Source organism: Streptococcus sp. OMI870 (genome assembly GCF_047460295.1).
Taxonomy (GTDB): domain Bacteria; phylum Bacillota; class Bacilli; order Lactobacillales; family Streptococcaceae; genus Streptococcus.
Window position 1 is genome coordinate 452,828 of record NZ_JASHGM010000002.1, and the last position, 23,641, is coordinate 476,468.

16 protein-coding genes and 3 pseudogenes are annotated in these 23,641 nt (G+C 44.6%); 3 read left to right on the plus strand and 16 right to left on the minus strand.

Features of this window, described 5'->3' with window-relative positions; genetic code table 11:
* Positions 1-56 precede the first annotated feature (56 nt).
* The 3 genes and pseudogenes from QM968_RS06045 to QM968_RS06055 form a co-directional block, all read right to left on the minus strand.
* The gene (locus QM968_RS06045; RefSeq protein WP_414382955.1) at positions 57-1,634 is read right to left on the minus strand and encodes an ATP-binding cassette domain-containing protein; all 1,578 of its coding nucleotides are present in this window, start codon (positions 1,632-1,634) and stop codon (positions 57-59) included.
* A gap of 230 nt (positions 1,635-1,864) precedes the next feature.
* Positions 1,865-2,509 (minus strand): annotated as a pseudogene (locus QM968_RS06050) (HAD family hydrolase).
* A gap of 214 nt (positions 2,510-2,723) precedes the next feature.
* On the minus strand, positions 2,724-4,016 hold the full coding sequence (locus QM968_RS06055) for an adenylosuccinate synthase (protein WP_009731816.1): 1,293 nt from the start codon (positions 4,014-4,016) through the stop codon (positions 2,724-2,726).
* Between the two features lie 375 nt (positions 4,017-4,391).
* On the opposite strand from QM968_RS06055, the gene hslO reads away from it, so the two are divergent.
* Together hslO and dusB are read left to right on the plus strand one after the other, a co-directional pair.
* The gene (gene hslO, locus QM968_RS06060) at positions 4,392-5,264 is read left to right on the plus strand and encodes an Hsp33 family molecular chaperone HslO (RefSeq protein ID WP_009731817.1); all 873 of its coding nucleotides are present in this window, start codon (positions 4,392-4,394) and stop codon (positions 5,262-5,264) included.
* On the plus strand, positions 5,251-6,228 hold the full coding sequence (dusB, locus tag QM968_RS06065; protein ID WP_009731818.1) for a tRNA dihydrouridine synthase DusB: 978 nt from the start codon (positions 5,251-5,253) through the stop codon (positions 6,226-6,228). Before hslO ends, dusB begins: the two co-directional genes overlap by 14 nt.
* Before the next feature lie 122 nt (positions 6,229-6,350).
* On the opposite strand, the pseudogene QM968_RS06070 reads toward dusB, so the two are convergent.
* The 12 genes and pseudogenes from QM968_RS06070 to QM968_RS06125 form a co-directional block, all read right to left on the minus strand.
* Positions 6,351-6,729: pseudogene (locus tag QM968_RS06070) on the minus strand (hypothetical protein).
* 10 nt (positions 6,730-6,739) lie between these two features.
* On the minus strand, positions 6,740-7,282 hold the full coding sequence (locus QM968_RS06075) for a DUF3278 domain-containing protein (RefSeq protein WP_009731821.1): 543 nt from the start codon (positions 7,280-7,282) through the stop codon (positions 6,740-6,742).
* A 17-nt stretch (positions 7,283-7,299) separates the two neighbouring features.
* Complete coding sequence (locus QM968_RS06080; protein ID WP_009731822.1) at positions 7,300-7,494, minus strand: helix-turn-helix transcriptional regulator; 195 nt, start codon at positions 7,492-7,494, stop codon at positions 7,300-7,302.
* Between the two features lie 117 nt (positions 7,495-7,611).
* On the minus strand, positions 7,612-8,388 hold the full coding sequence (locus QM968_RS06085; RefSeq protein ID WP_414382958.1) for an NUDIX domain-containing protein: 777 nt from the start codon (positions 8,386-8,388) through the stop codon (positions 7,612-7,614).
* Positions 8,389-9,171: a nicotinamide riboside transporter PnuC gene (gene pnuC, locus QM968_RS06090; RefSeq protein WP_414382986.1), complete on the minus strand. Its 783-nt coding sequence runs from the start codon at positions 9,169-9,171 to the stop codon at positions 8,389-8,391. It lies immediately after the preceding gene.
* Between the two features lie 22 nt (positions 9,172-9,193).
* Positions 9,194-10,255, minus strand: a complete 1,062-nt coding sequence (locus QM968_RS06095) for an AAA family ATPase (protein ID WP_414382960.1) — start codon at positions 10,253-10,255, stop codon at positions 9,194-9,196.
* Between the two features lie 163 nt (positions 10,256-10,418).
* Entirely contained in the window at positions 10,419-11,156 is a 738-nt protein-coding gene (locus QM968_RS06100) for a hypothetical protein (protein WP_414382962.1), read from the minus strand.
* A 238-nt stretch (positions 11,157-11,394) separates the two neighbouring features.
* The gene (locus tag QM968_RS06105; protein WP_414382964.1) at positions 11,395-13,824 is read right to left on the minus strand and encodes an ATP-dependent Clp protease ATP-binding subunit; all 2,430 of its coding nucleotides are present in this window, start codon (positions 13,822-13,824) and stop codon (positions 11,395-11,397) included.
* Positions 13,825-14,289: a CtsR family transcriptional regulator gene (locus tag QM968_RS06110; RefSeq protein WP_414326659.1), complete on the minus strand. Its 465-nt coding sequence runs from the start codon at positions 14,287-14,289 to the stop codon at positions 13,825-13,827. It lies immediately after the preceding gene.
* Positions 14,290-14,598: 309 nt separating this feature from the next.
* On the minus strand, positions 14,599-16,833 hold the full coding sequence (locus QM968_RS06115) for an alpha-L-fucosidase (RefSeq protein WP_414382966.1): 2,235 nt from the start codon (positions 16,831-16,833) through the stop codon (positions 14,599-14,601).
* A gap of 146 nt (positions 16,834-16,979) precedes the next feature.
* Positions 16,980-21,883, minus strand: a pseudogene (locus QM968_RS06120) (Ig-like domain-containing protein); the annotation flags it as partial.
* 405 nt (positions 21,884-22,288) lie between these two features.
* Entirely contained in the window at positions 22,289-22,810 is a 522-nt protein-coding gene (locus QM968_RS06125) for a Dps family protein (protein ID WP_414382968.1), read from the minus strand.
* 173 nt (positions 22,811-22,983) lie between these two features.
* On the opposite strand from QM968_RS06125, the gene QM968_RS06130 reads away from it, so the two are divergent.
* Positions 22,984-23,454, plus strand: coding sequence for a COG2426 family protein (locus QM968_RS06130; RefSeq protein WP_414382988.1), 471 nt, complete (start codon positions 22,984-22,986; stop codon positions 23,452-23,454).
* 91 nt (positions 23,455-23,545) lie between these two features.
* Here the strand turns inward: QM968_RS06130 and QM968_RS06135 are convergent.
* On the minus strand, positions 23,546-23,641 hold a 96-nt coding region (locus QM968_RS06135), incomplete at its 5' end, for an IS3 family transposase (protein ID WP_164978895.1).

Sequence of the window (23,641 nt, forward strand, 5' to 3'; positions counted from 1 at the left end):
AAATTGCTGGCTTACTACTATCCGCTTTGTCGCAGAACCAACTATTGTGGCATCGCTCATCCTTTACGTAACTCAAGGATTTGGTCATAGCGCTCTTCTTCATCAATATGATGGGCTATTTCTAGTACCGTGATCGGCAAAGAAAAGATTAGGTCTCTAACCAGACGACTATTTTTTTCGTCCAAAGCTGATGTCACTTCGTCCGCTAATAAAATATCCTTCTCGCGTAAGAGAAAACGAGCCAACTCTAATCTGACACGCTGACCTCCTGAAATGTTTTCACCATTATTATGAATTTCTACATTCAAAATATCCTGAAATTCATCTATTAAGCCAACTCGGTCCAATACCTCCAATAATTCATGGTCCTGAAAAGGCTGACCAAAAGTTAGATTATAGCGGATAGTATCGTTAAACAGGAAGGGATGCTGGCTAATTAAACCGATATTCCCTTGGAAATGACTCGTTATTTGATTTCCATCATACTGAACGAAAATGTCATCCTCATCACATACTTCTTCTCCTAAAATCAAGCGAAAAAGAGTCGTCTTTCCAGACCCGCTCGGTCCTTTGATTAAGACCTTCTGACCTACTGAAATCGTCGCCGTCAAATCAGAAAAAAGCTGACGTTCAGCAAAACTTTTTGAAATATGATTTAAGCGCAACGATTCGAGATTTTCAACAAATTGATCCTTTGTCTCTTCGAAATCAGGTTCTTCCTCGATAATCTTAAACAGGCGGTTCGCAGTCGGCAAGGCACCTTGGAGATTGGCTGCACTGTACATCAGAGTTTGGATCGGTTCTACCAGCATCCCCGCAGCAACATACATAGAGATGAGGCTTGTAATAGAAATAGAATTTCCCTGTAAACTCAAATAAAAGCCTAAAGCAAGAGGAACAACCTGACTAAAAAAGACCATAAATCCATTAAAGAAAAAAATAATATTATGTGTGAAACAAAATCTTTGGATGGCTTTTTGATATTCTCCGTTTAAATCATTCACGCGCTCTTCATTCAGCCTCATGGCCTGATTAATCCGTAAGGTTTGGCTGCCTTGCATACTATCCGAGACAAGCCCATGTAATTTCGTTCTAAGCTTGGACCAGCTGTCTCCCGAATCTTGTAAACGACGATTCATGATGAACTGAGGAATAGGTCTCATAATCGTAAAAATGACAAAAATAAGTCCTAAGAGAAAATTTTGTGAAACAATATAAATGGCTGTAACAAGGGCGACAAATCCCCAACTCACCATAACATTTATATTTTCCAAATAATTATCGCCCACATATTCCATATCTTGAGTTAGCAGACTAACTTTTTCATCATTGGAAAATTTAGGATTCAATATGACTTTCTTAAATAAAAGGGCACGGACACTTTTGTTGATTTCTCTTCGGAATATATTGTGCGAATAGTTTGAAAACAGCATCAGACTATAAATAACAAGATAGACAGACAAACCAAATAAAACAAAATTGAGAATTTTTCCATAAGAAAGGCCGTCTTGATCTAACTTCAAGGCCTTCGTTAAAATCAGAGGTTGCGCCAACACCAAACCACTATTCACAATACGCCCTAAAAAAATAGGAAAAAGATACTTCTTATCAATGTACTTATAAATATTTCTCATAATTATCATCCATCAAAATAGAGGGCTAGCACAACCCTCTTCTCTAATTTATTTAAAATCGTGATTATTTACAATCACAATTATAGTTAAATACTCTAGGTTTAGCATTCATTTTGTCATCGAATTTGTTATTCACTTTAACCTACAGTAAGTATACACCGATAGAAATATTAAATCAAGCAATATTCAGCAGATTAGAACAGTTCCAACTTTTAATATTTTGGAAAAGGTTATCCTATAAAAGCTGCAATTTCGCCAACTTCTTGAGCAATATAGGTGGCGCCGGCTTCTTCCAATTCTTCCCTGCTTCCAAAGCCATAAAGGACACCGATAGAATCAAGCTTTTGCGCTTGAGCGCCAAGCACATCGTGCTCCCTGTCTCCAATCATGATGGTATGCGCCAAATCTGTAATCCCATTTTGCTCCAAGGCATACTGGATAACATCGCTTTTTTTACTACGTTTTCTATCCATGGTCGCACCAGCGACAAAGTCAAAATAATCATACAAACCAAAGTGTTTGAGAATTTGAATGGAAAATTCTTCAGGCTTTGACGTAGCTACAATCAACTGTTTGCCAGCCTGCTTGAGAGAAGCCAGCTAGTCAGGAACGCCTAGATAGACCTCATTTTCATAAAGGCCTTTTTCGGAAAAATACTCATGATAGTAGTCAATGGCCTTTAAACATTCTTCCTTAGAAAATCCATAAAAGCGCTCAAAAGACTCCTGCAAGGGCGGACCGATGAAAACTCTCAATGCTTTCTTGTCTGGCACTTGAATCCCATATTTTCCTAAGGCATAGGCCACCGAGTTGGTAATCCCTAGTTCTGAATTGGTCAAGGTGCCGTCTAGGTCAAATAAAATCGTTTGATACATTTTTTCCTCTTTCTGCTTTCAAAAAGAGGCTGGGACAAAAGTCCTAGCCTCTCAATTGTCTTTGGATTGTCGAGCAAGACGCAGTAGTTGAGTGGGCTCTACTACGCTGATTTCATCAGCTTTTACAGCCCTACTCAACTGTGCGGAGGTGGGACGATGAAATCGAATTCTAACGAATGACCGATTTCTGTCCCACTCTCTTATCTTCATTTGCTTATAAACTAGACCACACACTTTCAAGGATATTGGTTTGGTCACGATCTGGTCCGACTGAGAAGGTTGAAATGCGCACACCAACTAATTCACCGATCCGGCGGACATAGTTGCGGGCATTTTCTGGAAGCTCATCCAAGTGGCGAACACCTGTAATATCTTCTGACCAACCTGGTAATTCTTCATAGATTGGTTTGCAACGTTTGAGTTGCTCCAAGCTTGCTGGGTAGTGATCGATGCGTTCTCCATCCAAGTCGTAAGCCACACAGATTTTCACCGTATCCAAGCCTGACAAAACGTCGATTGAGTTCAAGCTAAGGTTGGTAATTCCTGATACACGACGGCTATGGCGCATGACAACAGAGTCAAACCACCCGACACGACGAGGACGACCTGTTGTTGTCCCATACTCATGGCCGACTTCACGGATCCGATCACCCACTTCATCGAAGAGCTCCGTAGGGAATGGTCCATCTCCAACACGGCTGGTATAGGCTTTACATACACCGACAACCTTATCGATCTTACTTGGGCCGACACCTGATCCGATGGTCACCCCACCTGCAACAGGGTTTGATGAAGTAACAAATGGATAAGTTCCTTGGTCGATATCCAACATAACCCCTTGGGCTCCTTCAAAGAGCACGCGCTTACCGTTATCCAAAGCATCGTTCAAGATGACGGAAGTATCGGTTACATATTGCTTGATTTGTTGACCATATTCATAGTATTCTTCGAAGATATCATCAAATGAAAGAGCCTCTGCATCATAGAGTTTGGTAAATTGACGGTTCTTTTCTTCCAAGTTGATGCGAAGGCGTTCCGCAAAAACATCGCGATCTAAAAGATCCGCGATCCGGATTCCCACACGTGCAGCCTTGTCCATATAGGCTGGTCCAATCCCTTTAATCGTCGTTCCAATCTTGTTGTCGCCTTTAGACTCTTCTTGGAGACGGTCCAATTCGATGTGGTAAGGAAGGATGACATGGGCACGGTCAGAGATTCGAAGGTTATCTGTTGTTACCCCTTCTTCATGAAGATAAGCCAACTCTTTGACCAATGATTTAGGGTTGACCACCACGCCGTTTCCGATGACAGAGATCTTTTCAGGGAAGAAGATACCAGAAGGAATCAAGTGCAACTTGAACTTTTTGCCGTCGATCACGATGGTATGGCCGGCATTGTCCCCACCTTGGTAGCGAGCAATGACTTCTGCATTGGCTGATAGGAAGTCTGTAATCTTCCCTTTTCCTTCATCACCCCATTGGGTTCCTACTACAACAACTGATGTCATAATTCTTTTTCATATACCATAGATAGTTCCCTATCTATGCCTTTCTTCAAACTAGGGGCAGGAGTCTCACCTGCAAGTTTGTCTTACACCCTATTATAAGAAATTTCCTCGTTTTTTTCAAGGTTGGCTATTTCTTTGCTTGGTTTTTTACCCTTAAAATCCGCTTCTCATTTTCCGAACATCCATCTTTTGATCGTCATTTTAAACGTTAAAGAATGATTGTTCGTCTTTTGCCTTCTTTACTTCCTAAAACAGATCCTATTCTATTCAGTTTCTAAGCGAAGCTCTCCCCTGAAAATTTTTATCCCTTCATCGTCTAAATAAATCAAGTTACTCCCTTCACCTCTTTTCCTTTTTTATGCTAAAATAGAAGCTATGGACAAAATTATTAAAACTATCTCAGAAAGTGGCGCTTTTCGTGCCTATGTACTAGACAGTACAGAAACTGTACGAACAGCCCAAGAAAAACATCACACACAAGCTAGCTCCACGGTCGCACTTGGCCGTACCCTCATTGCCAGTCAAATCTTGGCGGCAAACGAGAAAGGAGATACTAAAATTACGGTCAAAGTCCTTGGAACTAGCTCACTGGGTGCTATTATCACTGTGGCAGATACTCAAGGAAACGTCAAAGGCTACGTGCAAAATCCCGGTGTGGATATCAAGAAAACAGCGACCGGTGAAGTTGTGGTCGGACCATTTGTCGGAAATGGGGAATTTTTAGTGATTACCGACTATGGCACAGGCAATCCTTACCACTCCATGACGCCCCTGGTCACTGGAGAAATCGGTGAAGACCTGGCTTATTACTTGACTGAAAGCCAACAAACCCCATCTGCGGTTGGACTCAATGTCCTACTTGATGAAGAAGACAAGGTCAAGGTTGCTGGTGGTTTCTTGGTCCAGGTCTTGCCAAATGCCAAGGAAGAAGAAATTGCCCGCTTCGAAAAACGGATCCAAGAAATGCCAGCCATTTCTACTCTTTTAGACTCTGAAGACCATATTGAAGCCCTTCTTGCCGCTATCTATGGGGATGAACCTTTCAAACGCCTCTCTGAAGAAGAACTTCGTTTCCAATGCGACTGTAGCAAGGAACGCTTCATGGATGCCTTGGCTAGCTTGCCAGTCAAAGACCTTCAAGAAATGAAGGACGAAGACCAGGGAGCAGAAATTGTTTGCCAATTCTGTCAGACAGCTTATCACTTTGACGAAAACGACTTGGAGGAACTCATTCGTGACAAATCTTAATACACCATTTATGATTGGGAACGTCGAGATCCCAAACCGGACGGTCCTAGCACCCATGGCCGGTGTGACCAACTCAGCTTTCCGGACCATTGCGAAAGAACTCGGAGCAGGGCTTGTGGTCATGGAAATGGTCTCTGATAAAGGAATCCAATACAACAACGAAAAGACCCTGCATATGCTCCATATCGATGAGGGAGAAAATCCTGTATCGATCCAACTTTTCGGGAGCGACGAAGATAGCTTAGCACGCGCAGCTGAATTTATCCAAGAAAATACCAAGACCGATATCGTCGATATCAACATGGGCTGCCCGGTTAATAAAATCGTTAAAAACGAGGCGGGTGCTATGTGGCTCAAGGATCCTGATAAGATTTACTCCATTATCAACAAGGTCCAATCCGTCCTTGATATCCCTCTCACTGTTAAAATGCGGACAGGTTGGTCGGACCCTTCTCTAGCAGTGGAGAATGCTCTCGCAGCTGAAGCTGCAGGTGTCTCTGCCCTTGCCATGCACGGACGGACTCGGGAACAAATGTATACGGGGCACGCGGATCTTGAGACCCTTCACAAGGTTGCGCAAGCTCTGACCAAGATTCCATTTATTGCAAACGGAGACATCCGTACGGTTCAAGAAGCGAAACAACGCATCGAAGAAGTCGGTGCCGACGCGGTCATGATTGGCCGTGCCGCTATGGGCAATCCTTACCTCTTCAATCAAATCAATCATTACTTTGAAACAGGAGAAATCCTACCTGATTTAACCTTCGAAGACAAGATGAAGATTGCTTATGAGCATCTGAAACGCTTGATTGATCTCAAGGGCGAGCACATTGCCGTCCGTGAATTCCGCGGCTTGGCCCCTCACTACCTCCGTGGAACATCTGGCGCTGCCAAACTACGCGGAGCCATCTCGCAAGCTAGCACCCTAGCAGAGATTGAAGAACTTTTACAATTAAAAGCATAAGAAGCATAAAAATAGGACCTTATATGAACTACACCCCCAAAGTCAGACTCAAAAAATCTAGCTTTGGGGGTGTTTTTATTATGAAATTGACAGATGAAAGATATTTCGAAGTAAGCGAGTTGTTAAATCTTCTTTTTGCATGGATAATTTCTCCTAAATGAACGATGTGACTTTGTTTCTTTTACGAATTGATAGAGATAATAAAGATAAGTGATAGAAGAAAGGGTAGCGATAGTGAATAGTAAATAATAGTTCCAATTGCTTGAAACGGTTTTCAGCTGTGGTAAAGATAGAATCATGAATCATAAAGCATAATGCTAAGTTCAGTATACGCGTTTTTTGGGAGTCTATCTTTAGATAAGTCAGTCCTTTATTGAGTGCTGGAAGAAAGACTAGAACGAGGATTATATCGTAGATGGGCAAGTTTCCTAAAATGATGATGAAAGTGAGTAAGGAAGCAAACAAAAGATGATAGGTAAGCAGGGTTACTAGTGATTTCATAAGCTTTCTCCTAATTGTCATCTTGATCTTCCTTGGCTTTTCGAATGCGAAATGAGACACTCATTTGCATCACCAAGCCGAAAAAGAAGGCTGCGAAAAGGATTGATATAAAATGGCCTAGATTGAAAAGAGAGGTAAGATAGTTTTTGCTATTATCCGTTAAGACATTGAGAAGTGGTATTCCAAAGAACATAAAAACTCCATAGAGCAGACCAGCTTTAATGCCAGGATAGCGTATCTGTTTTCTTTCTTTTTGGCTCAACATTTCGGGATCAATGGCTGTGATGCCCGTTTTCTTGGTTTGGGAGACCACATAGAAAGCAGACATCATCGCAATGCAAAACACTACAAGAGGATAGCCAATAGCGACAATTTGAGGATATTTATAAGCAAGGACAAAAGGAATGAGATTGCCAAATATCATCAGGTAAAAGAGAACCATAAAGACTTTATTTCCAATGCGATCTGCCTCGCGTCGTTTGTGTTCATCAAGTGGTCCAGAAATGCCATATGTGCGTTTAATCAGTTTTTCAGTAAAGGTTTCTTGTTTCATTTTCTTTTTCCTTTTTGTTAAAAATCATCTTCCCAAAAGAGATTGTTGAGGTCCGTTTGGAGGCTGTGAGCGAGATTGAGACAGAGTTCCAGGGTCGGATTGTACTTGTCGTTTTCAATCATATTGATGGTTTGCCTCGAGACACCAATATCCTTAGCAAGCTCAAGCTGAGAAATCCCCAATCTCTTGCGGAATTCTTTCACACGGTTCATGTTTGCTCCTATTAAATAAATGTCGTATATATTTGACCATAATATAGTATTTCTTGCTAAAAAAAGCCCTCAGCTACGAAAAGTAACTGAGGACTGCTAGAATGGACCTCGCTTGATCTAGTCTTTTAAGCGATAGGTCTTCCGTGGTTTTTTCTTAGGAACCCGCTTGACGCCCACTTCTTCTACGAATTCTCCGAACTTCACGAGGAAGTTATTGCTAACCATCGGACGTCCCGGATTGATCAGATTGACCAATTCCGTTGCTTCATAGACGGTAAAGGGCTCCTCTAACAGATAGAGGAAGGTTGGATTCCAGTCCAGACGTCCCTGAATCCGCTTGATCGATTCTTGAATGATTTGATAGTGGTCAAAGGCAAAATCAGAAGCAGTTAAAACCTTTCCCTCTAGCAAGCACTGGGACTTTTTAAAATCGACGTCTAGAAAAACAACTTCCTTGGCATCGTCACCTGCATGGGCTAGCTCCACTGCTTCTGCTGGCAGATAGACCAGATGAGCGATGGTAATGACCCAGCCTCTGGGGTCCCGCCCAGGGGTGGAAACGGTCAAGAGCTGCTCCACCTTGTTTACAGTGAGATCAAGTCCGACTTCTTCTTTGACCTCTCGGATGCAGGCATGGGTCGCATCTTCATCCTTGTTCACAAAGCCACCCACTAAAGCTAGACGGTGTTGATAAGGGTGGGCCTTGCGTCGAATAGCTAAAAGCTTGAGCTGGCCTTCAACAAAACAGTAGGCCACCATATCGGCTGTGACACTTGGGGTTTCATAAGTCGGTAGGTCTTGTTCCTTGTACCACTTGAGAAAGTCCGCTTCACTAGCAACTGTCTCGAAATACTCCTTCTCCGTCATTCCTGCTGGAATTAAGAGACTGGTCATTTAGGCCACCTCCTTCTTGAGGGCTTTGGTCCATTGGTACCAGCCCACTAGGCTATTCAGCGTGTAAACCCAGTACATCCCTTGAATATGAAGACTCTGATCCCACCAGAGATAGATACTAAAGACGTTGGTCGCAATCCAGAAGATCCATTGTTCCCGGTAAAGGCGGGTCATGAGGAGCTGGCCGACCCCATTGGTCGCATCGGTGATACTATCCCGGAAAGGACGAGCACTATGGATGCTCTGATAAGCAAAGCCCATACCAATCCAGATCACGGCACTCAAGGCCAAGTAGCGCATCCACTCGATCAAGGTCAATTTCTTAGCTTCAAAGTGAGATTCTTCCGCTTTTCCTTGATCGTTAATCCGATTGGAGAGCCAGACATAAAGACCGATCGGTTGCATAATAAAGAAATAAAGAGTTGTAAGGACTTCCCCATAGAAGTTTTTATTGAGGGCTAAAACAAGGTAAATCGCTGAATTCACTGCTCCAAAGAGGTAGTTACTGGCGCGACCTTCTGCAACCAGGATAACACAGACAATCCCTGTCCAAGAGGCGAACAGTCCCAGCCAATCATGCTCACCTGTGCCGTTGGTCCATTCTAAGAAGAAGGGGACGCTGGAAAGAAGAAGAAGATAAATCCATTGAAAGGCTGTCCGTCCCATGAAAAGATCCTTCCATAGGAGTTTCATAATGTTGACAAAGCCTTGTTTTTTCGCTTCTTTGTGGACATTTCTATAGTCTTGGATAAAGGTTGAGAATTTTTTAGATAGGTTGTTCATTAGGTTATTCATAAGTTGCTCCTTAGTCGGCTTGGTAGATGGCATCAATAACGTTCTTGGCTTCTTCGTAGTTGCCAAGATAGTCTGAGGCGAGGAAAGTTGTCGGAATGTTTCCTAGGTATTGCTGGCGCAATTGATCTAGGTAGTTAGAAAAACTGGTGCGGATCTCTTCATCGGCCATGCTCATGTCTCGGAAACCATCATTGACATAAGAACCAATAGGCTGAACAAAGAGGATCAGATCCCATTTTTCCTTAGCCAGAATGCTGACGAAAAGATTATCGAAGGTATCGTTCATGCCGGCATCCTGTCCTTCGACTTCCATATAGTAGTCGTAGTATCCTTTGGTTACCAGGGAATTGGTGTCCGCGATGACAAGGCCTCGATTGGCACTACTATCAATGAGTTTAGAGGTTTGATCGTACTGACCTAATAGTAGGTAATAGTAATCTTTGGGCGTGAGCTCATCATCCCGAACATTGTTCTTGATCTGGTATTCACGCGCATATTCGAGACTAACTGGCGCATCGTAAAAGCGAGCCAAATCCTTTGCAAGAGTCGTTTTCCCATTGCTGGCGCTCCCCATGATTAAAACTTTTTTTGTAAACTGGCGACGGAAGGGTTGGGCGATGTATTTCCAGTATTTACTTGGATTTTCCCGAATCATGGTCGCTGAGATCCCGAAGCGGCGTTCCTGTAAATGAACTTCAAACCCTCTGGCTTCCAACTCTTCCTTGTAGGTCTGCTCTCCCACATAAAAGATCAACTCCTCTGCCTCTGTTTGATACTGAATGGTTTCTAGAGCTGTTTGTAACCAAGGTTCCCAACCCAGCGGATAACGTGGAAGCTCTGTTTCATTTAGTTTATAAACTTGGGTCAATTCATCATTTGAGAAAGCCTCACGGATATAACGGAAGCGTTTCTGTAAGGTCAAGCCCACTTCTTCGCCTCGATCCCCTTCATAACCAGATACAACTACGCGAACACGATCACACTGGCGTTTCGCTCGTTGAATGAGGTCAATATGTCCTTGATGAAGAGGAGCAAAGGTTCCAAATACAACAGCGATTCTTTCTTTCTTCATACTAGCTCCTTTTTATAATTTTTTATAAATAGATTTTATTTATGTTTTTATTATATACTATATTTTCTATCTGTCAATAGTTTTTTATAAAAAAATATATTTTTATTTAAATGATGAAAAAAGATCTGAAGAGGCCCAACCGACCTTTCAGATCTTCCAGAATTTATTCACGGGTGAGGGCGTGGCTGACACCGTCTTTGAGGACAGTCACGCTTGATACAGAACCATCCTTTCCAACCACAATATCAAGAGTCGCTGCAGAACCATCGCCTGCTGAGAGATTGGCATGGTAATGACCATCATCCAAGGTATAGTTATAGCCACTAATACCGTAAGTTACGGGTTGACCACCAGGAAGTTGGATGGTCACTTGACCACCTTGGCCAATAGTGACCCCAGTGTCTCGTTTGTCAGACCAGTTTCCTGCTGCCGCAGAGAAATCTCCTGCTGCTACAGAATAGACTCCCTTATATTGAGCATTTTCAGTGGCAGATGCTTGTTTCTTAGCCTGTGCATGACCTTCTTCTAGACTTGGAAGTTTCTCTTTAGCTGGTTTTGCTGGAGTAGCTACTTCCTTTGTTTCTTTTGTCACTGGAGCTGAGGGAGCTACTGGCGTTGTTTCTCTAGCGGGAGCAGGTGTTTGACTAGCTGCAGCTTGGTTATTTTTGCTACCAATGGTTTGACTTTCTTCTGATTTACTAGTAGAAGATGAAGTGGCAATCGGATCTTTACTAGTGATCACTTTTTTCTTGGAAGAAGAAGAACTTGTTTGTTTGACTTGACTGGTCTTTGAGCTGCTAGCTTCACTTGTCTTTTCTTCTTTAGAACCTCCACAAGCTCCTAGGAAAAGACTCGCTACAAGGGCCATTGCTGCTAAGGAAACAATCTTTTTATTTTTCATAACCGAACCTCTTTTGTAACATTTGTAATATTTTGTAACATTATTGTAACACTGTTATGTCTGCCTGTCAATAGGGTCTCACCTATTTTTTCAAATGTGAAAGTAGTTTTAAAACAGATGCTCCTCCCTAACCCATACAAAAAGAAGTCAAGGCCAAAGACCTCAACTTCTATATAAGAGCTGTTTATTAATTTTCCGTATCTGCCATTTACAAGCTTTCATGAATAAAGTAGGTTTTCTAGACAATCTCAAACTTGATAGCGCCAGCTGTCGTTCCAACCTTGATGGTTTGCCCTTCTTGGACTTGTCCTTTCAGCAATAGCTCTGCTAGCTGATCTTCCACTTCAGTCTGCAAAACACGACGGAGTGGACGAGCTCCCATTTCTGGGTCGTAGCCTTTGCTTGCAAGCCATTTAAGCGCTGAAGGTTGGAATTTAAGCGTCATGCCTTGTTCTGCCAAGGTTGTAATGAGCGGTTTGACCATGACTTTCACCACCTGCTGCATATCTTCACTTGACAAGCTATGGAAGACCACCTTTTCATCAATCCGGTTAATGAACTCTGGCCGATAGGTCTTCTTCAACTCTTCAAACATACGTTTTTCCATATTGGCTTGATCAAAGCGGATATCTTTGGCACCAAAGCCAACGGTCTTATCATCTCGAAGGGCTGTCGCTCCAAGGTTTGAGGTCATGATGATAATGGTATTGGAGAAGTCGATCTTCCGCCCTTTGCTATCGGTTAAGACCCCATCGTCCAAGACCTGTAAAAGAACATTGAAAATGTCAGGATGGGCTTTTTCTACCTCATCAAACAAGAGGACAGAATACGGTTTGTTGCGGACTTTCTCCGTCAACTCTCCCCCTTCTTCATAACCCACATAGCCTGGAGGGGCTCCGTTGAGACGACTGGCTGCGAATTTTTCCATGTACTCACTCATGTCAAAGCGGATCAAAGCAGACTCGTCATCAAAGAGGACTTCTGCAAGGGCCTTTGCGAGCTCGGTTTTTCCGACACCGGTAGGCCCTAGGAACATGAAAGAACCGATAGGACGCTTGTTACTGCGGATACCTGATTGGTTGCGTCGAATAGCCCGACTAATACTAGAAACGGCTTGGTCTTGCCCAATCACGCGCTTGTGCAATTCTGTTTCTAAGTTTAGGTACTTCTTGGCATCGGTTTGGGTCAGTTTTTGAGTGGGAATACCAGATAATTGGCTCAAGGTCACCAAGACATCTTGGTCAGTGACTTCTTTTTTATAGACAATGGGAGCAGCCTCTACTTGTAAGAGCTGGGCTGCTTTCTTCCACTTGCCTTCCATCAAGGCCCGGTCCAAGGCGGTCAACTCTTCTTTAACGTGACCGTTTGAATCGCGGTTTTGAACGGTAGCCGCCGCTTCATCCAAGAGGTCAATAGCTGAATCTGGCAATTGACGACTGGTCAAATAGCGGTGGGCATATTTGACAGCTGTTTCGATCGCTTCATCGCTAATGGTCACATGATGGTGGTCTTGGTAGGTCTCTTTTAAGCCTTGGAGAATCTGAATGCTGTCTGCAACACTCGGTTCTTCAATGGTAACTTTCGCAAAACGACGAGAGAGGGCCGCGTCTTTTTCGATATGCTTTTGGTACTCATCTTGTGTCGTTGCTCCAACTGTGCGCAAGGTTCCACGGGCTAGAGCCGGTTTTAGGATGTTGGCTGCGTCTAAAGTCGAATCAATGCCGGATCCTGACCCCATAATGGTATGCAGTTCATCGATAAAGAGAATGACGTGACCGTCTTCTTCAATGTCCTGGATAATATTGTTCATCCGCTCTTCAAAGTCCCCACGGAAGCGCGTCCCTGCCACCACATTCATAAGATCCAACTCCAGGACACGCATTTGCGCGATTTCAGCTGGAACATTGCCACTAGCTACCCGCTGGGCCAGCCCTAATGCCAGGGCTGTTTTTCCGACCCCAGCTTCTCCTACTAGAACAGGATTGTTCTTGGTCTTGCGGCTAAGGATTTGGATCATGCGCGAAATCTCTGCATCGCGGCCAATCACAGGCTCAAGCTGTCCTGAACGAGCCATTTCTGTCAAATCACGGGTATAATCCTCGAGTCCTCCACTTGTGCTTGGGGGCATGCCCATCATATTTCCCATGGTTTGGCGGTTAGGATTTTGAGCCCGGTAGAGGCTCCGGATAGCTTTGATGTCATTTTTGTCCCAGCCTGCTTTGTCTTCTAAATTCTTGCGAAGGGAAGCAATGGGAACACCCTTATCTTGCTCCGTAAAGGCAAAACCTGCAAACTCCATGACCTGGCTAGCCAAGGTCCCACGATCTGATAGAAGAGAGAGGAGCACGTGCTCTGTCCCCAAAGTTTTGGCATGAAGGACTTGCGCAATCTCCGTCGCGTGTTTCATCATCGCTTCCATCCGATAAGAAAACGGGAAGATTTCATACCGATTGTCATTTTGAAACACTTGACCTGTAATATGCTCAGCTGCATCCTGAAATTCGTCGATCTGCATGGGGTAATCGCTGAGCACAGAACCTGCTATGCTATAGGGATTATTGGCCATAGCTGTCAAGAGATACCAAGTGTCCAAAGTATCCCCCTGATAGTGACCTGCTAGTATTTGGGCCGCTTCTATACTTTCTAACAGTGCTGTTGAATAGTTCATCTAGTCGGTATTTCCTTTTCTATCTACTTGTTGAATGATTTTTTTCAGCATGTTTGCTCGCAGATTTGGGGCATCCTGACCCAAAACCTCATCAGAAGTCGTTGCAAGCAAGAGCTGCGTTTCACGTTTTGTCAATAATTTCTCTTCAAAGAGCATCTCTAGAATATCATTGAAAACCTGCTGGCTGATGGTCTCTCCAATATTGGCCGCCAGGTCTTGAAGCATCTGATGGTGATCTGAAAACTGGACCTTGCCAATGCGGATATATCCGCCACCACCGCGTTTGCTCTCTACAATATAGCCTCGGCTTTCGGTAAAGCGGGTCTTAATGACATAGTTAATCTGACTTGGTACGACCTGAAAGACATCTGCCAACTCACTTCTTTTTAGTTCTGCCATGCCAGCTTGAGCCAGCAAGGCCTTGATATAAGCTTCAATGCTATCAGATGTGTTCTTATTTGCCATGATGCTCCTTTCTGGCTTTTTTTCTAGATGGATGCTCTACTCTTTGGCCCATAAAAAATGGCCTTGGAGTGTTCCTTCCCATCATTGACCTTATTTGACTATTATACAATTTTTACGGCTGTAAATAAAGCAAAGACTCTATGGAAATAGGAATCTCTTAAGAAGGCAAAATAAAAGAGGCTAGTAAGAACTAACCTCTTATGTCAAGAATAGACTACTCTTTCTGATAAGCGAATTTCGCGACTCCATCTCAACAGCCTGAAGTAAGAATTTCTCACCAAATTCATAGAGTCCTTCTTTGAATACTGGTTAAGCTTCTTTCCTTTCCGGCTGTCTAACAATTTCTCTCATCACTTGGACTGTCAGCTCTGGAATAAAGCCGACCAGACTTCCTTGATCCGGATGCAACAATTTGACCTTAAAGTCATAGACATCTGTCGCCTTGCCTGCAAAATCAAGGGTTGGGACTTGGACTGTTTTTTCGGTCTCTCCATCTGCAAACTCGAGAGTGACATTGGTATCTTTATAAACCTTGCCATGAACCCCTGTTCCTGGTTCTGTGATCAATTTAAGACTGGCACTTCCTTTAGAGCCACCTTTTCTCTTGACGACGACTTGCGCTGGGTCGCCTTTCTTAACGGCTAGGGTTGGCTGAGCAAACTCAAAGAGACCCTTTTCTTGGTTATTGAGGGCATAAATCCCTTCCGTTGCGATCGCATCTCCCTTGCTATTGACCAAGGTCAAAGTATGGGCTCCTGCTTTCAAATCCGGTGTTTCATAAACCTTTTGGCTGCGTTTGCGGGTTGGACTTTGGGTATTAACCATCTCTAGTTTTTGTCCATCGACATAGACATCCATTTCCCCATGATCAGGGTCCACAGTTGTGACCACATAGGCTTTGGTTCCTTCAAATTGATAGGTCACCGAAGCTCCCTTTTCCTTGGTCCACATAGAAGTGCCTCGAACGCCTTCTCCCTCTTCATTCCATTGGCCATTGGCCCGCTCAGCAGTCCGGTCAGAATGATAGGCCAAACCAAGCGGATAGCCATCCGTTTCTTCAATACTAGCTGGCGTCTTATAGACAGAGACACCGTTCAAGATTGGAGTGGCTTGGGCATCGGTGATGGACACCCGGATATAGCGACTATCAACAGGTTGCCCTTTGATCAAACGGCGGTATCCAACGGTTGACCCAGCCCCAAAAGGAACCCATTGCCCATTCACCGCTACATCGATGGTGAAACCGGAAATCCGTTGGCCTTTCTCGATGGTTTCTTTGAGCTCTACCACATCAAAATGTTGCTCTTTTCCAAGATCGAGGACAAAAGATCCGGTCTTGGCATCATCGGCAGGTGCCCAACTGGTCTTCTCATCTCTATCCGTCAAATGGCTGGCTGAGTAATGAGAATTGCGCCGTGTCGAGTCAGCTTCTACCAAAGCGCCCGCCGCATAGTCCACGCTGTAGAGTTGATCCAAGGTCTGGCGGAATTCTTTCAAACGGGCTACATCGGCATCCGCAAATTTCCCATCTTGATTCGGTGGAATATTGAGCAAAAGCGGGGTTCCACGGCCGACCGATTTGAAGTAAATATCCATCAATTCGCGCAAGGACTTAGGCTCTTGATTGTCATGGTAGAACCAGCCGGAGCGAATGGAAACATCGGCTTCTCCCACTGAGTATTGCTTCCCTTCTGGATCCCCGTGATTGAGGTAACTGTTGGATGGATTGTTGCGAATCTTATCCGGATTGACCTTATGCCAAACTGGATCTCCAGCAATCCCCTTTTCATTACCAATCCAACGGACATTGGTCGGCTCAGCTGAGAAGATGGCAATGTCCCCTTGGGCCTTGCGAATGGCATCAAACCACTTGTCAAAGGTATAGGTGACTTTTTGAGCCCCATCGCCACGCGCTCCATCCATCCAGACTTCCACGAACTTGCCCTTGTTTCCATATTTTGGATCTTCAAGGATTTCTTTGAGCTGATTGAGATAGTATTCGTTGTATTGGTCCTCTGTATCCACATGGTAGAGCGGGCTGTGAGCATCCCAAGGGGAGAGGTAGACCCCCATATCCATGTCATACTTGCTGGCAGAAGCAGAAACTTCGGTTAGGACATCGCCCTTTCCTTCCTTCCAACCACTTTTGGCAATGGTATGGTCGGTGTATTTAGAAGGGTACAAGAGGAAGCCATCGTGGTGCTTGACGACCATGATGGTCCGTTTGAACCCCGCCTCTTTCAGGGTTTTGATCCACTGATCGGTATCCAGATGCTCTGGATAGAAATCATAAGGATCTTCTTGCCCATCTCCCCACTCACGATCGTAGTAGGTATTCATCCCAAAATGAATGAAAGCTGCTAGTTCTTCGCAGTGGTATTGCATTTGAGCCTTGCTTGGAAGCGGACCATAGTCTGCAATCTCAGGCTCCTCATCTGGAGAAGTTGCTGGTTGGGTGGCTTCTGTCCCCTGACTAACTACGCGGTTTTCTTTCTCACTCGTTACGGGTGAGGAATATTCTGATTTTTCTTGGTGCTCTTTCACAGTGCTCTCCTCCTCTCTTTGCTGTTTATCATATCTCAGTTTAATCGCTGGTGGCTCTCACCATTCTTAGTGATTTGTTGAACAAAAAGCCCAAAGATAAGCGATTGATTGTCTGTATCTTCAAGTAGCCTATACTGTTGCTACAGTTCATCATCACTTGTGAGATGGAGGCGGTATTCTTGTAAGATGGTACCATCTTCTGCTTTATGGATGACACGGATTGGCTCACCTTCATGGACGCTTGGCACAACTGTTGCAAGACCGTGATGGTTAGCTGTTGCTTCCACTTGTGGATAAGCCCGATCACGCGCATCGATGTAATAATCTGTCACACTTGGGTTGACACCTGGCAAGACATCGCTATTAACACGAATGGTCAGCTGACTCTTTTCTTCTGCCGCAACCTTATTGGCAAATACCTGAATCTCTGAAATAGAGCTTCCACGTTTGCCTTCTGGTGTCTTCATGCGGATCCGAACGGCATAGGTGTCGACTTTATCAAAACTGAAATGATTCATCTTGCTAGCTGTGACTGCTTCTTGAACACTTAGGTTGCTGACTTCTTTCCAGTTGGCTGGATTGTTAAATGGATGGTCTGTTTCGTCTTTGACGCGATTTGGATTGCTTGGAACTGTTGGGATTTGCTCACCCACATAGTACTCAATCACGTATTCACTTGGAGCCCCAACGCCGTGGTCTTCATGGAAACCAACATGGAGGTTGTCCACTGCTCGCTTGGTCAAGATACCAGAATCTCCAAACAAGATACCAACAGAATCTTCCGCATTGTCACGGCCCCAGTTGGTCCAACGGTTAGCTGGAGCATCAGTAAAGGAGATGACCTTGTCATTGACCTTAGCAACTGGATCCGCATCGTTAGAGTCACTTGCAAAAGCGAGTGGCAAGACAGAGCCTGTCCATTGCTCTGCTACGTTCGCCCCCTTGACTGTGTTTGCGGAAACACGAATATGAAGACGCGTTGGAAGATCGGTTCCTTCTACACGACCAGAGAGGACAACTTCTCCTTCTTGGGCCAAGAGTTGCGGATCGACCGCATCCCAGGCCACCTTGGCAGCATAGGTCTTGCCATTGGAGTGATAAGTCCGCACGCTTTCTGGAAGGGCTGGTTTTTCACCGACTGGCATTGTCGTGCTGACTTCTTCTACAGCGATAATGCCTTCAACGGTGACTTGAGCTTGGGCTTCTTTTTCCACACCCTCTACATGACCTGTGACTGTAAAGCTATGGTAATCCTTGACTTGATCTGCTGTCACGGCATCCCAGGTCACACGTTTTTCTTTCGGGAATCCCTTGTCATACTCGACCAAGACTGTCCCTGGAAGAGCTGGCAAAACATTTCGATCCGTACTAATCCGTACAGGACGCACCTTGACAACCGTCTTTTCTTCAGGATTTGGCGTGATGGTAAAGGTTAATTCCCCTGTTTTTCCTTGGAAGTTGGCTTCTAAATGAACCAATCCTGCTTCCCTTAGTTCCAATCCTTTCTTGCTTGCGACTGCTTTTCCTTGGCTACCAGTTGTTGTTGCCACATCGATTTGATCTGCTTGGAGGCTAGCCACACTGCCATCTTGGTAATGAGCAATGACTTCAAGTGGCACCGTTTGGTCTTCCTTGAGTTCTTGCCCTTCTGGCAGACGCAATTCTAGGCGCTGGATCTGCGGACTTTCTTCTTGGAATTGGATAGCATAGGTCTGGACAGCTCCCGTATCCTGAGCAGTGACAAAGATTTGAGCTTTCAAACCATTTTCACGGCTAGCTTGTAAGACCGTCACTTGGGCATTTTCTGCACTTGCTGTGACTTGACCAGGCTCTTGCCCATAAGCGAGGGAACGGAAAATAGTATGGTTGCCACTACCAAATTTTGGAAGAGCTACTCCATCTAGCTGAACCGTTGGTTTCTTAGCCTTGGCTACATCTCCTCCTGCAACCACTAGTGTCGCTTGGACGGCTTCCCCATTGCCTAGGAGTCCTGTCGCTTTCAAGCGAGCACCTGGTGTGGACAACTGATCTTCTTGACCAGCTTCCAAGGTCCATTGATCAACTTCATAGCTAACTGTCCGGCCATCTGTGAAGACCAATTGCACAGTCTTATCCACTGCCGCTAGATCTGCTCCCTGTGGGATTTGTTTGATAACTGGAAGGACTTGCTCCACACCGATCACATCGACCAGAGCTTCGACCGTCCGTCCTTGAACATGACCTGTCACACGGACTTGGCCAGCACGACTATAGTCTGCTGCATCCCATTCGACGGCTTCTTCTTGGGCCTTGCCATCGCTATAGACGACAGATACGTGACTTGGAAGTTCAGGTACTTCACCTAAGTAAACATGTGTTCGAACCGGTTCAACTCCCAAGACAGAGCGTTCTTCCTGGTCCTTCTTACCAGTAAAGAGGCTGACTTGGTCTGACTGCAAGCGGTCTGAGTCTGCATACAGGGTAAAGGCACCTGCTTGCTCAGTCGATTTGACAATCACCACCCCTTTGCCGTTAAAGGCCCGACGTTGCCATGAGCCATCTTCCTGTGCTTTGTAGCGTTCCCGGCTAGCTTGTTCCCCGTTGTCGACGCCGACAATTTGGCCTTGGCCATGCAAATGGAAATGCACCAAGTTATTGGCAGTTGGTACGACACGGCCTGCTTCATCGACAATCTCATAGGTAATATAAGTCAAATCCTTGCCGTCTGCCGCAATGGCGTGTTCTTCTTTCAGCAGACGAACACCGGCTGGCTTCCCAGCTGTTTCGATCTGATCGCGGGCAATCACTTCTCCTGCTTTGTTGCGGGCAATAGCTTCCACCTTACCTGGCACATAAGGAACCAACCATTCTAGATAGAGTCCATCCGGATTTGCCCCTTCTTGGTAGGTCCGGCCATCTACTGTGGTCTTCTTGGTATAGGTTTTGACTCCTTGTGATTCCCCATTGACAATCAATTCTACACTGTGGGCATTGGAGAAGGCACGAACAGGGATCCGACCTTCTTCATCCATGACACGATTGGCTAATTCTGGATTGTCCCAGTTCCAATGTGGTAAGAGATGAACCATTGGATGTTTCTCAGCTGACACCCATTGACTTTGGTAAAGGTAAAAATCATTCTTTGGAAGGCCGGCAGTATCGACAATACCGAAATAAGAACTTTTCACAGGTGTGTCATTTTGGTTGTGCCATGGTGTTGGCTCACCGATATAGTCGGTACCTGTCCAGATAAATTGACCTGCATAACCGGCATGATCGCGGTCAAAGGTCCAAGAGGCTGTCGCTGTCCGACCCCAACCAACCCGGTCATTGCCGTAGTCTGATTGTTCATAGTGGCGGTCTTCTTGGTTGCTTCCGACCCACTCTCTTTCAGGATGGTAGTAAGAGCCCCGCGTCCGCGTTGCAGAAGAGGTTTCAGAACCATAAATGAGCCAGTTTGGATGTTTAGCGCGTAGGCTTTCATAGTTGGCCTCTGAATAGTTAAATCCAACCGCATCGAGCTCTGCCGCTACCTTTTCATGCCCTCCCAAACCATCACCAAAGCGGAATTTATCAGCTCCCATGGTGACATAGCGAGTTGCATCCACTTCCTTGATGGTCTTGACCAGACGACGAACGGTTGCGACAGACTTATCCGATCCATCTGCTTCACCGACTTCGTTACCGATTGACCACATCACAATAGAAGGATTGTTCTTGCCTCGCACTACCATGGTCCGAAGGTCATAGTCAGACCACTTATCCCCTTTACGAGCTTCTGGATGTGTTGCATCCTTTTCAAAGAATCGACCGTAATCGTATTGCTTCTTGCCACCATACCAAGTATCAAAGGCTTCTTCTTGGACCATCAAGCCCAACTCAGCCGCAATTTGCAGGGTTTGTTCACTCGCTGGGTTGTGGGTCGTCCGGATGGCATTGACCCCCATGTCCTTCATCTGTTTGAGACGGCGGTATTCAGCCTTGTAATTTTCCTCAGCTCCGAGGGCCCCATGGTCATGGTGAAGGGAAACACCGTGAAATTTCGTAGCCGCTCCGTTAAGGAAGAAGCCACCTTCTGGTGTCCAGTTCAGATAGCGATAACCAAAGCCTTCCTTTTGCACATCGACCAATTGCGAATCCCGATAGACCCGCGTATACAGCGTATAGAGGGCTGGGTTATTGGTCTTCACATCCCAGAGGGTCGGTTTTTCAACATGAAGGGTATGAGACAGGTTGATCTCTTGACCAGCCAAAACGGATTGCACTTCACTGCGCACCTTTTCACTGACCACTTGACCATTTTGATCGACGATTTCGTATTCTGCATAAATACTGTGGGCTTGATCATCTTGGTTGACAATACGACTCTTCACAAGAGTATCGACTGCCCCCTTCTGTTGTTCTTCTAATTTTGGACTCGTGATGGTGGTCCCATACTTAGCAACATGGACCTTATCCGTCACACTGAGTTTGACATCACGGTAAATCCCACTTCCAGAATACCAACGACTACTTGGTTGTTGGTTGACCACATGAACCGCGATGGTGTTTTCACTTCCATCCGCATTCAAATAAGGAGTAATATCATAAGAAAAAGCATTGTAGCCATTTGGATAATGACCAACAAATTGCCCATTTACATAGACTTTCGAATCCATGTAAACTCCTCCAAATTCCAAACGCACCTTCTTATCCAGGTCCTTATCATCCAAACGGAAGGTCTTGCGATACCAAGCATCCCCACCGTTTAATTGTCCCCCTTCATTTTGGGCCGGAGAGTTGTGATCGAAGTCAAAGAAGATCGACCAATCGTGTGGTACATCTAATTTTTTCCAGTTTTTGACATCCACCTGGCGACCTTCTGCACCAGGAGCTGCATTTAATTTAAAATACCAATCTTTATTAAAGTCTCGTTCTCTATCTTTCACCATATCCTCCGCAATCCGATATTGATCTGGAAAAGTTCTTTCTTCCGCTATAGTAGGCGCTCAGATCCATCCGAAACGGGTTGACCTTTATCTGGAGGCTCCAACCTTTCTTCTATCCATGTAGGGGTGATGATAAAGGGAGCATCGTGAGGAGTTGATTGAACTGCTCCTTCTAGTACAAGCGCTTCTTCACTAGAGGCTATCAGCTCCTCTTCGACTAATGCTTACCCATCCTCCTAAGCTAAGATAAATGGAGCACCGTTTACTACAAAACAAAGTCGCCCCCAAAGTTTGCCAATCCTAAAAATAAAACGCTTTTCAAACAGCCTTCCCTATAAGAATCTCCTCTTAGGATGAACAGCTTAATATGAGCCTACTCTTACTTTCTATACAATCTCATATTAACTATATCAAAAAAAGAAGTGCAATAGCCCCCCATTTCGCTCCAACTATAGTTCGATTAAGAATTCCTTTAATTAGTTGAAAGCCTCTCAAACTGCCTAAAGATAGTAAAAAAGAAGCCATATGGCCTCTTTTTCCATCATATCTTATAACCCTGGTTCTTGACCGAGCTCAGCAGCCACCATCCAGATGTTCTTTTCAAGTTCTGCTTTTGCACCAACAAAGATATCATTGGTCACATCGTCGCCTTCAGCGTCCGTAACATCCATAGCTTTTTGGTAAAGGCTAGCAAGGTAACGGAAGATTTCAAGAACACGCGCCAAGCTTTCTTCTACATTGTTAGTAAATGCTCCACGACGTTCTTCAATATTGCTGTGCTCTAAAAATTCAGTCATGCTAGAATATGGAGCTCCACCAATTGTGATTAAGCGTTCACTCACTTCGTCCAAAGTAGCATCCAAGCTGTCCATGTATTCATCCATTTTTGGATGCCATACCAAAAAGCCACGTCCACGCATGTACCAGTGTACTTGGTGAAGAGCAATGTGAGCCACGTAGAGATCAGCTACCACTTGGTTCAAGATTACTTTTGTTTCTGGAAGAGTTTCTTTATTGGAAGGTGCAAAGTTTGCTACATCAGTAGCTGCTTCATGTTTCATCATTGTCATGTTGTTCTCCTTTTTATAATGATTATAATTAATTATGTCTTTATTATAATCCTTCTAATTAAGAAAGTCAAGATAAAAGATCCAAAAAAAGATAAATTTAAAAAAAGTTGGAATAGTTGTCAATTGATAGAAGATACGATAGAATGAAGAAGACTAATCGAAAGGCTTTTCTAATGAAATACATTCTTACATTTTTGATCTCTATGGTTCCTCTCGTAGAACTTCGTGGCGCTGTCCCCTTCGCTATTTCAAGAGGAATTCCCCTCTGGCAGGCCCTCACCATTGGGGTTATTGGCAATATGCTTCCGATTCCCATTATCTTCTTCTTTGCCCGTCATATTCTCGCTTGGGGCGCAGATAAACCAGTCATCGGCTCCTTCTTCACCTGGTGTTTGAACAAGGGCCATAAGGGGGGACAGAAACTGGAAAAAGTTGCAGGAGATAAAGGAATCTTCTGGGCCTTACTGCTCTTTGTTGGAATTCCTCTTCCTGGGACCGGTGCCTGGACAGGAACCCTGGCTGCTTCCATCCTAGATTGGGATTTCAAACGCAGTGTTCTAGCAATTATGCTAGGGGTTATTTTAGCCGGACTCATCATGGGGATCCTCTCTCTATTACTTGGACTGGATACCTTCGCACACTAATTACAAAAGGACTGAAACAGCTATTTCAGTCCTTTTCATCTTGCATAAAAGAGGTTTCCATGTACTGACCCCAAAAAGTTAGACAATTAATTTAATCAAAGGATTTAGTTCTGTATTGTACAGGACTAAGTCCTTTTAGTTTTACCTTAATTCGTTTGTTGTTGTAGTAATCAATATAGTCGACAAT

Excerpts from the sequence above, each read along its gene's own strand:
- QM968_RS06045 (WP_414382955.1), bottom strand. The coding sequence starts at position 1,634 with ATGAGAAATATTTATAAGTACATTGATAAGAAGTATCTTTTTCCTATT.
- QM968_RS06055 (WP_009731816.1), bottom strand. The coding sequence starts at position 4,016 with ATGACATCAGTTGTTGTAGTAGGAACCCAATGGGGTGATGAAGGAAAA.
- hslO (WP_009731817.1), top strand. The coding sequence starts at position 4,392 with ATGGACAAAATTATTAAAACTATCTCAGAAAGTGGCGCTTTTCGTGCC.
- QM968_RS06075 (WP_009731821.1), bottom strand. The coding sequence starts at position 7,282 with ATGAAACAAGAAACCTTTACTGAAAAACTGATTAAACGCACATATGGC.
- QM968_RS06080 (WP_009731822.1), bottom strand. The coding sequence starts at position 7,494 with ATGAACCGTGTGAAAGAATTCCGCAAGAGATTGGGGATTTCTCAGCTT.
- QM968_RS06085 (WP_414382958.1), bottom strand. The coding sequence starts at position 8,388 with ATGACCAGTCTCTTAATTCCAGCAGGAATGACGGAGAAGGAGTATTTC.
- pnuC (WP_414382986.1), bottom strand. The coding sequence starts at position 9,171 with ATGAACAACCTATCTAAAAAATTCTCAACCTTTATCCAAGACTATAGA.
- QM968_RS06095 (WP_414382960.1), bottom strand. The coding sequence starts at position 10,255 with ATGAAGAAAGAAAGAATCGCTGTTGTATTTGGAACCTTTGCTCCTCTT.
- QM968_RS06100 (WP_414382962.1), bottom strand. The coding sequence starts at position 11,156 with ATGAAAAATAAAAAGATTGTTTCCTTAGCAGCAATGGCCCTTGTAGCG.
- QM968_RS06105 (WP_414382964.1), bottom strand. The coding sequence starts at position 13,824 with ATGAACTATTCAACAGCACTGTTAGAAAGTATAGAAGCGGCCCAAATA.
- QM968_RS06110 (WP_414326659.1), bottom strand. The coding sequence starts at position 14,289 with ATGGCAAATAAGAACACATCTGATAGCATTGAAGCTTATATCAAGGCC.
- QM968_RS06125 (WP_414382968.1), bottom strand. The coding sequence starts at position 22,810 with ATGACAATGATGAAACATGAAGCAGCTACTGATGTAGCAAACTTTGCA.
- QM968_RS06130 (WP_414382988.1), top strand. The coding sequence starts at position 22,984 with ATGAAATACATTCTTACATTTTTGATCTCTATGGTTCCTCTCGTAGAA.